Origin of the sequence: Glycomyces albidus, assembly GCF_009451885.1 — a bacterium.
GTDB classification, from domain to species: domain Bacteria; phylum Actinomycetota; class Actinomycetes; order Mycobacteriales; family Micromonosporaceae; genus Glycomyces; species Glycomyces albidus.
Genome location: NZ_WIAO01000023.1, coordinates 47,646 through 59,825, shown reverse-complemented (window position 1 = coordinate 59,825; position 12,180 = coordinate 47,646). Strand labels below are relative to the sequence as shown.

Genomic DNA, 12,180 nt, shown 5'->3' with positions numbered 1-12,180 from the left:
GCAGGATGTCACTGGGGACCGCGGTGCGCATGTGAAAGATGAGTTTTCATCATTCGGCGGAGCGCATTCGGCGAACGCATTCTTCGGGCGCGGCGGTGCGGTTCGGAGCGCACCGCACGCGCGCGTCGGTTCAGCCCTGCTGGCCGATCGGCTTCAGGCCCGCCGAGAAGACGACCGTGTCCTCCGGGTAGTGCTCGGCCGCATAGGCTTCCAGTTCCGGGCTGACCAGGAGCGTGTCCACCACCGCGGCGCCGTGCTCCTCGTCGGCGTAGCCGCCGAAGACGAGCGCGGGGAACCGGTCGGCCAGTTCGTCCGCGATCGCCTCGAGCTCCGCGGCGCTCAGGTCCTCCGCCGGGTCGCCGAACTCGGGTTCGGTGTACTGGAGGTGCGGGTAGTCCGCCATGTCGACCTCCTCGATCGACAGGGCCTCCTCGGTGAGGGTGAACGCCTTGCCGTCGAAGGTCCCGGTCACGATGTAGACGCCCCAGCGGACCCCGTTCGCCTCCTCGTGCGGGACCGCGTCCCAGTCCCAGCCGGTGACGGGCAGGCCCTCGCACTGCGGAGGGTAGGACTCGGCGACGACCGCGCACAGGCCGGCGCCGTCGCGGGCGGGGTCCTGCAGGACCGTGATGGAGCCCTGGTAGACCGTGTCCTCGTCGGCGGTCGCGATCCCGCTCCCGTCGCCCGCGCCGCCCGAATCGGTTCCCTGGCCGCAAGCCGCCAGCGCGAACAGCGCCGCGGCCGGGAGCAGCCGGTGCCATCTCCTGATTGCGTTCATGTCGGTTCGACGCCTCCGGTCCTCGCCTGGTTCCATCATGCGGTCGCGAACGGCCCCGGGGCGGCGGATCGGCGAGCGGGCCGCCGGCTCGGGGCAGGCCGGGAGCGGCTGCCGGTCGCCGAAGGGGATGACGCGAGGGTGTGCGCGGTTCCGGTCGTCGAAGGGGCCGAACTGCGGGCGCGCGAGGTCGTCTTGCGGGCCGGGCGCGGTTGCGGCCATCTGGACGGGCGCATCTGCGGCCGTAGGTGAGGCGGGCCCTACCGTGCATTCGGTGGCCTGCGTCAGTGCGCCGGGGCGGGATGCTCCGTAGCGTCCTGAACATGACCGAAACCCCCTCCTCGACCGTTCCCGGTGGCACCGCCGGTCGGGTCGCCTGGCCGGCGCTCACGCACGGCGGCCGCCGGTGGCACCGTCCGCTCGTGGCGCTCGGCGTCTTCGGCGGCGCCGTGGCCCTCTTCTCGCTCGCCGCCATGCCCTTCGACGACCGCACGCTCCTGGGCGACAGCGTCTGGTCCAAACCGTTCAAGTTCGGTTTCGCGTTCTTCGCGTACGCCTTGAGCCTCGCCTGGCTGCTGTCGCACATGACGCGGCTGCGCCGCACCGGCTGGGCGGTCGGCACCGTGTTCGCGGTCGTCGGCGCCGTCGACTTCGCCGTCGTGGTCGCCGCCGCGGCGGCGGGCACGTTCAGCCACTTCAACGGCTCCGACACGGTCCTGAACCAGGTCGTCCAGTTCGCGTTCGACTTCGTGCCGGTGCTGTTCCTCACGAACGCCGCGATCGGGATCCTGGTCCTGTTCCAGCGCATCGGCGACCGGGCCGTGACGACCGTGATCCGCTGGGGACTGCTCCTGTCGAGCCTCGGCATGGTGTCGGCGTTCTTCATCCTCGCCGTCGGCGGAGAAGGCGAGCGGACCCGGCTCGACGCCAACGGGGACGAGGTCCCGTTGAGCGGCGGTCACGGTGTGGGCGACCCGGACGGCAGCGGCATGTTCCTGACCGGCTGGTCCACCACCGGCGGCGACCTGCGCGTCTCGCACTTCATCGGGCTGCACGGCATCCAGGTGCTCATCGGCGTCGCGATGCTCCTGTCGCTGCTCGCCGCCCGTCGCGCGTGGCTCGGCGACGACCGCGTCCGCGGCGCGGTCGTCCGGTGGTTCGCGGTGGGCTACCTCGGGGTCTTCGCGACCACGGTGTGGCAGGCGGTGCGGGGCCAGTCCTTCATCGCCCCCGACTCGGCGACGATCGCGGGCTTCGCGGCCTCCGTGCTGGCCGCCGCCGTCGGCATCGCGGTGACCGCGGCGCGCGCCCGGAGGACGGCAGACCGGCCTCATTAGACGGTCGCTGGTGTCGGCCTCGGCGGCCGTGCCGTCGAGCTCGGACGACCCGCTGGTTTCCACCGGTCGGGCGATGTGGCGCCGGCGACCTGCGGCGAGTGCGTGGAGTACAGCGGCCGGCCGTGCTGAGCGGACATCGCGGGCCCGGTGACTCGGTCACCGGGCCCGCTATCGGTTGCGGCGCAATGCGGTGCTACGGCACGGGCACCGGTTCCGGCTTGGACGCGGCGGTCTCCCGGCCGGTCGGCGCGACGGAGGCCGGGGCGGCCGTGCCGAGCACGAAGTCGACTTCGATCACCGTGTCGGGGACGATGTCGACCTGTGCCGTCGCGGAACCGGATTCGGCGTCCACCGCTGCGAACTGCGACGGCCCGGAGCCGGGCGCGAAGGTCCAGTACCGGCCGTCCGCGTCCGCGATCCCGTAGTGCCCGGAGGCGGTGTGGGTGACCACGGCGCCCGCGACCGGCAGGCCGCTCGCGTCGGTGACGGTGCCCCGCACCAGTCCGCCAGAGACCGGGACGCACTCGGGCGGGCCGCCGACGAGGACGTCGTCGACCTGCCACCAGTAGCCCGACCGGTAGGCGTGGTAGTAGTGGAACTTGAGCTGCGCCTCCTGCGCTGAGGCCCATGCGGACAGGTCCACGGTCACGGTGCTCTCGCGCACCGGGCCGGCGGCCGTCCAGGCCGTCTCCCAGGTCTGGCCGCCGTCGACGCTGATCGCGACCTCGGCCTGCGAATACGGGAGGACCCCGTTGAAGTCCGTGGCGAAGGACAGGACCGGTACCGCGGCGCTCGACAGGTCGAACACCGGCGAGATGAGGTCGGTGTCCATGGTGCCGCCGCCGGGCGGTCGCGCGAAGGCGAAGCCGCCCGAGCCCGGGGTGAGGTTGCCGTAGTCGAACGGGTCGTCGAAGGTCCACGGCGCGGGGCCGCGGTTCACGACGGTCCATCCCACCGGCGCGGTCTCGGATTCGAAACCGGTGCCCAGCGGGTCGAACGCGTAGCCGGGTGCGGTGCAGCCGCTCGCGACCGGGACTTCGATGAGGAGGTTCGCCGAGTCCGCCTCGACGCGGACGGTCTGGTACCCGCCGTATTCGGCCTCCACGACCAGCTCCACGCCGCCCGTGGGCAGCGTCAGTTCGAACTCGCCGGTGAGCGGGTCGGTCGTCGTGGCGACCTCGCCGCCGGCCGAGGCGACCGTCGCCGCCAGCGGCCAGCCGTGACCGGATCCGTCGACGACGGTCCCGGTGACCACAGTGGTGGGGAGCGGGGTCAGCACGGCGTCGTGGACGGCCGTCTGGCCGGCCGCGACGGTGACCGTCCCGGTGGCCGTCGCGTAGCCGAACTTCTCGACGCTCACCGTGTGCTGGCCGGTGAGGGCGAACTTCACGGTGTAGGTGCCGTCGGCGCCGGTGGTGGCCCGGCGGTCGAACGCGCCGTCGAAGACCAGTTCCGCGCCGGCCAAGGGCGCGCCGCCGGGGTCGGTGACGGTGCCCGTGATGGAACCGTGGTCGCCTTCGGGGAGGGCCTGGGCGGCCGCGAGCGCGTCGATGCGCCCGTATCCGTGGACGTTGTTCGCGTCCTCGGTGCCGCCGCACTGGTCGTCCTCGGTGTAGCGGGCCGACCCGGTGAGCATTTCGTAGACCAGGTCGTAGTCGCCGCGGAGGGCCGGTTCGGCCTCCATCATGAGGGCGATCGTGCCGGCCACGTGCGGTGCGGCCATGGAGGTGCCGCTCTGCGTGCCGTAGGTGCTGCCGGGCACCGAGGAGAGGATGCCGGAGCCGGGGGCGGAGACGTCGGGCTTGATCCGCCCGTCGCCGGTGGACCCGCGGGAGGAGAAGTCGGCGATCGCGCCGCTCACATCGTAGGCGCCCACGGCGATCACGTTCGGGTAGGCGCCGGGGGCGTTCGCGGTACTGCACGCCGGGCCGCTGTTGCCCGCGGCGAACACCGGGATGATGCCGGCGGCGTGCCAGAGGTCGACGATGTCGCGGTAGTACGGGTCGTCGTCGCCGTCCCGGCCCCAGGAGTTGTTGATGATGTCGGGGGCCTTGGAGGGGTCCGGGTCGTTCCCCTCCGAGTCGGTGGGGGCGACCATCCACTGGCCGGCCTTCAGGACCGATTCCATGCTGGAGCCGTAGTAGTTGGCGGCGATCCACTCGGCGCCGGGGGCGACGCCGATCTGGTTGCCGGCGCCGTCGTCGCCGACCATGGTGCCCACCGTGTGGGTGCCGTGGTTGCTGAGGTCGCACGGCGCGGCGCCGCAGGAGCCCTCGACGTCGTAGAAGTTGTGGTCGTGGGTGAAGGTGCCGTCGCCGTTGTTGCCGCGGTACTGCTCGACGAGTGCCGGGTGGTCGTACTGGACGCCGGAGTCGATGCTGCCGACCACGACGCCTTCGCCGGTGACGCCGAGCTGGTCCCAGACGGCGGGGGCGTTGACGTCCGCGACGCCCCACGCGGCGCTGGCGGTTGCGGCGTCGGATTCGGCGGGTGCGACCGGTTCGACGGGGTCCACTTCGGGGGCCTCGGCGACGGCCGCGACCGTGTCGATGGCGGTGATGGTCTCCAGCAGGTCGAGCCCGCCGGTCACCTTGATCGCCGACGAGGCCCAGAAGGACTCGTACTCGACGCCCGCCTCGTCCAGGGCGGCGGTGAGCTCGGCCTGGGAGGTCTCGGCGAACGCCTGCGCCGCTTCGACGGCGGCGGCTCCCTTGGCGGCCTTGGTCTCGGCGCTGAACGCGGCCGAGTAGTCCGGTTCACCGTGGAACCGGACCCAGAGTTCGGCTTCGCCTTCGGTGTCGATCTGGGCCAGGAGGTCGGGTTCGACCTTCTGCTCCAGGAGTGCTGTCGCGCCGGAATCGGTCTGCGTCCATGCGGGGCTGGCAGCGGCGAACGTCGCTGCGAGCGCTCCCACAAGTGGGACGGCGAGGACTCGGCGCCATCGTTGCGGAGATGACAAGACGGCTCCTTGCTTGGCGGTAGCGGCGCCGTGGGGCCGGCGCCGGTCAGGTGCGCAGGAACGGGTTCCCTTGCATCCCACCATGACAGGCCATCATGATGAACCAAAATGGACATTCGAGAGAAATCAGCGGGAACCATGTGAAATCCGCCCGTCGAGTGCGCCAGCTCACAGTGGACGGTCGGGTCGGATGCCATGGGGGCGGGTCCGAAGTGAGCGGCGACACATGTGGTCGAGGCGCTGCGGCTCGCCCCGTTCGGGCCGTCCCGTCCGCCGTCGCGAGTCCGTGTCGGGGGGTCTGCATAGACTCGGCGCATGCTGCATCCCCGAACCTTCCTCAAGCGACACACGGTGACCGGTGCGCTCCTCGTGGCCCTGGCCGCGGCCGGCTGCGGCGCCGAGGCGGAGCCCGGCGCCGACGCCTCGACCTCGAGCCCTGAAGCCGAGGCCGCCTTCGACGCCGCTTCGCCTGCGCCGTCGCCGAACCTCGACGCCGCCTCCTCCGCACTCCCCTCCCCTGACGTGGAGACCTCGGAGGAGTCGAGCGGCGGCGACTACGAGGAGTGCGGCGACGGCGAATGCGAGGTGTCGTTCTCCGGCTCGGTGGAGTTCCCCGTGGAGGGATCAGGTGGACAGTGGACCGTGGAGGCCGCCGTCGAAGCGGACGGCGTCGACGTGGGCCTGACCAACCCGGACGGCATGGGCGGCGGCGGAGGGCTGCTGTACGAACCGGGCTGCACGCTGGCGATGCACGCCGACGGAGGCGGGAGCCTCTCATGCGGCGAACCGATCGAGGACCCCGAGCCCGGCGGGTACGTGATGCACCTGCTCGAACTCGACGGCGACACCGCGGTCATCCAGGCGATCGTGGGCTGACGCGCCGGCGCGGCGGCTGCTCGGAGGCAGCCGCCGCGGTCGCGTTGCGGCACAACATACCGCGGTGCGGCCCGACTGCGCCCCCAACCCCGGCGGAGCCGGTGGTTCGGCCGGGGGTCCCGGAGCCTTCGGCGACGGCGGCGTCCCCCGCCGGGACCGAGGCAGGTGTGGCGCATCTCGCTTGATCTGGAAGTTGCAAACGAAACCGATTTTCATTGCACTTAGTATCGGGTCGCCCCCACGGCCGCGGCGCCCCGCCGCGGTCCGCCCCGACCCGAGCAGGACCCGTGACCCTCACCCGCAAGCCCAGACCGACCGCCGGACGCGCGTCCGCCGCGCCCCTCGCCGCCCTCGCGCTGCTGGCGGCGGGGATCGGCGTCGTCATCGTCTCCGGCGCGACCGGGACCGTCGACGTCACCGTCGCCGAGTCGTTCAAGATCGTCGCCGGGCACCTGCTGCCGAACCTGCCCTGGATGTCCGACGGCAGCCTGACGCCCCTGCAGGACCAGGCCGTCTGGCAGTTCCGGCTCCCGCGGACCCTCCTGGCCGGCGTCGCCGGCGCCGGACTCGCGCTCGCCGGCGCCCTCATGCAGGCCCTGGTCCGCAACCCGCTCGCCGAGCCGTACCTCCTCGGCGTCTCCGCCGGCGCCGGCGTCGGCGCGGTCGCCGTCATCACCCTCGGCGCCGCCGCGGTCGGCCTCACCCTCAGCGGAGCCGCGTTCGCCGGGGCGCTCGGCGCCGCCGTCGCCGTGTACCTCCTGGCCCGCCAGGGCGGCGTCGTCGCACCGACCCGGCTCATCCTCTCCGGGGTCGCCCTCGGGTCGCTCCTCAGTGCCGTCACCAGCTACCTGACGATCACCACCGAGGCGCAGAACGTGTTCAGCATCCTGTTCTTCCTCCTCGGCAGCGTCGCCGCCGCCACCTGGACCCAGCTGGCGGTCCCGGCCGCCGCGCTCGCCATCGTGCTCGTGTTCGCGCGGCTGCGCAGCCGCTCGCTCAACGCCCTCCAGGTCGGCGACGAGACCGCGACCGCGCTCGGCGTCGACGTGAACCGGTTCCGCAGCCAGTTGCTCGTGGCCTGCGCCCTGCTCACCGGCGCCGTCGTCGCCGTCAGCGGCGGCATCGGCTTCGTGGGCCTGGTCGTCCCGCACATCAGCCGGATCGCCGTCGGCGCCGACCACCGCCGGATGCTGCCCGTCGCCGTGCTCGGCGGCGCCGTGTTCCTCATGGCCGCCGACCTCGCCGCCCGCACCGTCGCCGCCCCCACCGAGATCCCGATCGGCATCGTCACCGCCGCCGTCGGGGCCCCGTTCTTCCTGTGGCTCATGCGAAGGGGACGCGCCTCCGGCGCGGGGATGCACCGATGAAGGAGACCGGCATGCGGCAGGAGCCGATGGACCTCGTCGTCGACGACCTCGTCATCGAACTGGGCGGACGCCGCATCGTCGACCAAGTCTCGCTCGAGGTCGAACCGGGACGGCGACTCGCGCTCCTGGGCCCCAACGGCTCCGGGAAGTCCACGCTGCTGCGCGGCCTCTACCGGCTGCACCGGCCCGCATCCGGTGCCGTCCGCGTCGGCGGCGACGACCTGTGGCGGCTCGGCGCCCGCGCCGCCGCCCAGCGGATCGCGGTCGTCGCCCAGGAATCCGCCGCCGAGCACGACCTCACCGCGTTCCAGGTCGCCATGCTCGGCCGCGTCCCACACCAGCGCGGCTTCGGCGCCGACAGCCCCGCCGACCTCGCCGCCGCCGAGGCCGCGCTCGACCGCGTCGGCGCGCTCGACCTCGCCGACCGTCCCTTCGCGGTGCTCTCGGGCGGCGAGAAGCAGCGGGTCCTCCTCGCGCGCGCCATCACCCAGGACTGCCCGGTGCTCGTCCTCGACGAGCCCACCAACCACCTCGACGTCACCTTCCAGCTCGAGCTCATGCAGATCGTCGCCGACCTCGGACTGACCACTGTGGCCGCCCTGCACGACCTCAACCTCGCCGCCGAGTACTGCGACGCGGTCGCCGTCCTCCAGGACGGCCGCCTCGTCGCGACCGGCGACCCCGGCACCGTCCTGACCGGCGACCTCATCGCCGAGGTCTTCGCCGTCCGCGCCGACCGGATCCCCCACCCCGCCACCGGCCGGCCCCACTTCGCTTTGAGCCCCTTGAAGACCCCGACAACCGAGAGGAACCCATGAACACCCGCCCCATCCGGTTCGCCGCTGCCGCCGCGGCCGTCGGCACCGCCATCGCCCTGAGCGGCTGCGGCTCCGACGTCGCCGACTCCGCCGACGCCGGCGCCGACACGGCCGTGACCATCGAGAACTGCGGCCGCGAGATCACCGTGGACGGCGTCCCCGAAGCGGTCGTCGGCCTCAGCCCCACCCAGACCGAGCTGCTCCTGCGGCTCGGCCTGGCCGACCGCATCGTCGGGCAGGCCCAGACCGCGACCGCCCCGCTCAGCGAGGACCTCGCCGCGCTCGCCGCCGACATCCCCGTCGTCAGCGAGGACGCCCCGCCCTCCCGCGAAGCGCTCCTCGACGTCGAGCCCGACTTCGTGTACTCCCCCACCGACTACGAGTTCACCGCCGAACAGGGCTTCGCCAGCCACGAGCAGCTCGCCGACGCCGGCGTCGCCGCCTACACCGCCACCGGCGGCTGCCCGGACCGCCGCATGGAGGGCACCGTCGACGACCTGTTCACCGACCTGGAGAACCTCGGGCTGATCTTCGACATCGAGGACGAGGCCGCCGCGCTCGCCGCCGAGGCACAGGCGACCCTCGACGACGTCGAGGCCCGCATCGAGGGACTCGAGAAGCCCACCGTCGCCCAGGTCTACGTCGAAGGCGACGCCCTCACCGCGATCGGCGCCGGCATCGAGTACGACATGATCGCCCGCGCCGGCGGCGAGAACGTCTTCGGCCCCGACGACCCCGAGTTCGCCTCGTTCTTCGCCGCCCAGATCAACCCCGAGGCCCTCGCCGCCGCCGACCCCGACGTCATCGTGTTCGCCGCCGCCGACGCCGCGCACGAGCAGGCCACCCGCGACTACCTGGCGCGGACCCTGCCCGAGGTGAGCGCCGTGGCGAACGACCGCATCGTCGTCCTCTCCGGCTCCGACGTGTACCCGGGGTCCCTGAGCAACATCGACGCCGTCCGCGCCATCGCCGAAGGGCTCTACCCCGAGGCGTTCCAGGAATGACCGACACCCGGCGGGCGGGCCGCGAACTGCTCGCCCTCCCCGGATTCCGCCGCTGGTACGCCGCGCGCATGACCGGCCTCGCCGGTACGGCCGCCTCCGGGGTGGCCGTACCGATGCTGGTCTGGGAGCGCACCGGCTCGGCCACCGCCACCGCGGCCGCCTCGGGGCTGTCACTCGCCCCGTACCTGCTGTTCGGACTGCTCGCGGGGGCGTACGCCGATCGCGTCGACCGGCGCCGGCTCATGGTCGGCGCCGACGCGGCGGCCGCGGTCCTGATCGCGACCGTGCCGCTCGCCGCCGTCTTCGGCACCGTCTCCGCCGCGCACGTGATCGCCGTCGTCGTCCTGACCGGCACCGCCTTCGTCTGGTTCGACGCCGCCGCCTTCGGGGCCCTGCCCCAGATCGTCGGCGCCGGCCGACTCCAGCAGGCGAATTCGCTGATCTTCTCCACCAGCACCGTGGTCGGCATCGCCGCACCCGCGCTCGGCGGACTGCTCGCCGCCGCGGCCGGGCCCGAGGCCGTCATCGGCGTCAACGCGGTAACGTTCGCCGTCTCGGCGTTCCTGCTGCGGCGCTTGGCGCTTCCACCGCTCGCCCGGTCCGCGGCGACGAGCGTCCGCGCCGACATCGCCGAAGGGCTCCGGTTCATCTGGGCCGAGCGGCGCATCCGCGCGCTGACGTTCGGCGGCTTCGGCATCGCCTGCACCGGCGGCGGCGCGCTCGGCCTCATCGTCGTCCACGCCGACGACCTCCTGGACGTGAGCGACTGGCGCCTCGGACTCCTCTACAGCGCCACCGCGGTCGGCTCGCTCCTCGGCGCGCTCTTCCTGAGCCGCCTCACCGCCCGATTCGGGCACGGGCCGGTCTCCATCGGGGCGTACCTGCTGGAACTGGCCATGGTGGTCGCCCTCGCCGCGGCCGGGCCGGGCCGGGCGGGCTTCGCAGTGGCGGCCGCGGTGTGGACCGCGTGGGACTTCGCCCATACGGCCGCGGTCGTCAACGGGATCACCGTCCGCCAGCTCCTCACCCCGGACGCCCTGCAGGGCAGGGTGAACACGACCGGGCGCATGATCGCGTGGGGCGGCGCGCCCGTCGGCGCGCTCGCGGCCGGCGGCCTGGCCGACCTCGTCGGCGTCCAGAACGCCTTCATGCTGCTCGCGCTCCCGGTCGCCGCCGGCGCGGCCGGGCTGCTGGCATCGCCCGTCAGGGCGCTGCGGCGGATCGAGCGCTGAACCGCGTTCCGGCGGTGGGCCCGCCGGTCGGGTCCGTGGCTGCGGGCCGCCTCTCCGTCGGGGAGGCGGCCCGGCGGCGGGGACTACTTCGAGGCGTCCCATGCCTCCTGGTAGATCTCGACGTACCGTTCGGAGCCGAGGTCGACGAGGTTCTGCTGGAACTCGGCCCAGTCCTCGTCGCTCTCGATGTCCCGCACGCCGGTGACGAACTCCGCGGCCGCCTGGACCGCGAAGTTCTCCACATTGGTCTGGATCGTGGCGAGCTCCGTCGCGGTCTCGCCGGTCACCGCCACCTCCCAGTAGGGGAACAGCTCGTCGGACTCGTGGCCCTCGTAGAGCTTCGTGGCTTCGAACAGGCGGCGCTCATAGCCTTCGGGCGAGTAGATGTCCGTCGCGGTCACCTGGCTGTTGCGGAACTCCGCGTCGCTGAAGAACTGCGCGATCGGGCCCCACGAGTTCTTCAACGTCTCGCCGCTGGGGACCGAGATGACCTTGAAGTTCGGTTCGAGGGTCTCGTCGAGGGCGACGTCGCCCTCCGCGGGCCTGTCCCAGTTGACGCCCTCGATGCCGTACTCGCCCTGCAGGTGCCCCTCGTACGAGACCATGTAGTCCAGGATCTGCATGAGCTTCTGCTGCTTGGCCTCGCTGGAGCGGTTGGTGATGACGAAGGTCGCGCCGGGTGCGGCGCCCGCGCCGCCGCCGCTGTAGGTCGCGTCGCTGCCGTTCGGCCCGGTCAGCGGCGGGACCGCGTCGTACTGGGTGTAGCGCCCGTCCTCGTGGTCGCTGGTGACGAACCACGGGTGCATGACGGCGACCGATCCGAGGATCACGCCCTCCGCGCTGTTGCCCTTCGCGTTGAGCGCCTCGCCGTTCTGCGTGAACGCGCCTTCGTCGATGAGCCCGTCCTCGTACAGGGAGGCCACGTAGGCGATCCCCTCGCGCCACTCGTCGCGGGTCGGCTGCAGGACGACCTCGTCGCCGGCGGTGCCGAGCGTGGCCGGGGTGACGCCCTCCGCGTTCGCGTACATCTCAGCGGTGTAGACGTACGGGTTCATCAGGTACGAGAGCAGGGAGCTGCCGCCCGCCGCGGAGAGGGGGATCTCGTCCGCCTCGCCGTTGCCGTTGGGGTCCTGCGTCTTGAACGCTTCGAGTACCGTCCGCAGCTCTTCAGGCGTGGTGGGCTGCTCCAGGCCCAGCGTGTCGAGCCAGGCGGAGTTCATCCACAGCTTCGAGGGATAGGAGCAGTGGTAGCAGTCGTTCCAGGCGGGGATGCCCCAGATCTTCCCGTCCGGGGAGGTCGCCAGCTCTTTGAAGCCCGGCTCCTTCTCGAACGCGGCGGTGAGGTTCGGGGTGTCCTCGCCGATGAGGTCGTCGAGGGGCACGATCACGCCCTGGCCGCCGAGCTTCACCAGCTCGTCGCTGGAGAACTGGTCGACCCACGGGATGAGCATGTACGCGTCGGGGTAGTCGCCGCTGGCGAGGGAGATCTGGCGCTTCTCCGCGGCTGCGGTCCCGTCCCAGGTGGTGGTCTCGAACTGGAGGTCGACGTCGAACTTCTCCTCGAGCAGTTTGGTGAACGCGTTGTCCTCGAGGTCCTGTCCCTGGGCGCCGTCCTGGGGCGCGAAGATGGTGATCACGTCGTCCGGAGTGGTCTCCGGCTCCGACGAGCACGCGGCGAACGCGCCGGCCGACAGGGCCAATGCCGCTCCGGCCGCCGCCGCTCGGGCGAATCTGCTGGTCATCGTTGACTGCCTTTCGATGAGGAGTTGTCGGGTGCGAGGGGGATGCCGGGGACTTTGGGGGCGGTTCGGC

Annotated in this window: 9 protein-coding genes; 6 read left to right on the top strand and 3 right to left on the bottom strand. The window is 72.3% G+C overall.

Going from position 1 to position 12,180, the window contains the following annotated elements; genetic code table 11:
* Positions 1-130: 130 nt before the first annotated feature.
* Positions 131-778 (bottom strand): hypothetical protein, encoded by a 648-nt coding sequence (locus GFD30_RS17640; RefSeq protein WP_153026507.1) that lies wholly within the window; start codon positions 776-778, stop codon positions 131-133.
* Between the two features lie 320 nt (positions 779-1,098).
* On the opposite strand from GFD30_RS17640, the gene GFD30_RS17635 reads away from it, so the two are divergent.
* Complete coding sequence (locus GFD30_RS17635) at positions 1,099-2,112, top strand: hypothetical protein (RefSeq protein ID WP_227996561.1); 1,014 nt, start codon at positions 1,099-1,101, stop codon at positions 2,110-2,112.
* A gap of 193 nt (positions 2,113-2,305) precedes the next feature.
* On the opposite strand, the gene GFD30_RS17630 is transcribed toward GFD30_RS17635, so the two are convergent.
* Positions 2,306-5,071: a S8 family serine peptidase gene (locus GFD30_RS17630; RefSeq protein WP_153026506.1), complete on the bottom strand. Its 2,766-nt coding sequence runs from the start codon at positions 5,069-5,071 to the stop codon at positions 2,306-2,308.
* Positions 5,072-5,386: 315 nt separating this feature from the next.
* Between GFD30_RS17630 and GFD30_RS17625 the strand changes: the two genes are divergently transcribed.
* The 5 genes from GFD30_RS17625 (at position 5,387) to GFD30_RS17605 (ending at position 10,368) form a co-directional block, all read left to right on the top strand.
* Positions 5,387-5,947, top strand: a complete 561-nt coding sequence (locus tag GFD30_RS17625) for a hypothetical protein (protein ID WP_153026505.1) — start codon at positions 5,387-5,389, stop codon at positions 5,945-5,947.
* 287 nt (positions 5,948-6,234) lie between these two features.
* Positions 6,235-7,314: a FecCD family ABC transporter permease gene (locus GFD30_RS17620; RefSeq protein ID WP_322633371.1), complete on the top strand. Its 1,080-nt coding sequence runs from the start codon at positions 6,235-6,237 to the stop codon at positions 7,312-7,314.
* Positions 7,315-7,325: 11 nt separating this feature from the next.
* Positions 7,326-8,132: an ABC transporter ATP-binding protein gene (locus tag GFD30_RS17615; RefSeq protein WP_227996557.1), complete on the top strand. Its 807-nt coding sequence runs from the start codon at positions 7,326-7,328 to the stop codon at positions 8,130-8,132.
* Complete coding sequence (locus tag GFD30_RS17610; RefSeq protein ID WP_153026504.1) at positions 8,129-9,136, top strand: ABC transporter substrate-binding protein; 1,008 nt, start codon at positions 8,129-8,131, stop codon at positions 9,134-9,136. The genes GFD30_RS17615 and GFD30_RS17610 overlap by 4 nt, the downstream gene beginning before the upstream one ends.
* Positions 9,133-10,368, top strand: coding sequence for an MFS transporter (locus tag GFD30_RS17605; RefSeq protein ID WP_153026503.1), 1,236 nt, complete (start codon positions 9,133-9,135; stop codon positions 10,366-10,368). Before GFD30_RS17610 ends, GFD30_RS17605 begins: the two co-directional genes overlap by 4 nt.
* 83 nt (positions 10,369-10,451) lie before the next feature.
* Here GFD30_RS17605 and GFD30_RS17600 read toward each other — a convergent pair whose 3' ends face one another.
* Positions 10,452-12,110 carry a type 2 periplasmic-binding domain-containing protein gene (locus tag GFD30_RS17600; protein ID WP_153026502.1) on the bottom strand — a complete coding sequence of 553 codons (1,659 nt, stop codon included), beginning with the start codon at positions 12,108-12,110 and terminating at the stop codon, positions 10,452-10,454.
* Positions 12,111-12,180 lie beyond the last annotated feature (70 nt).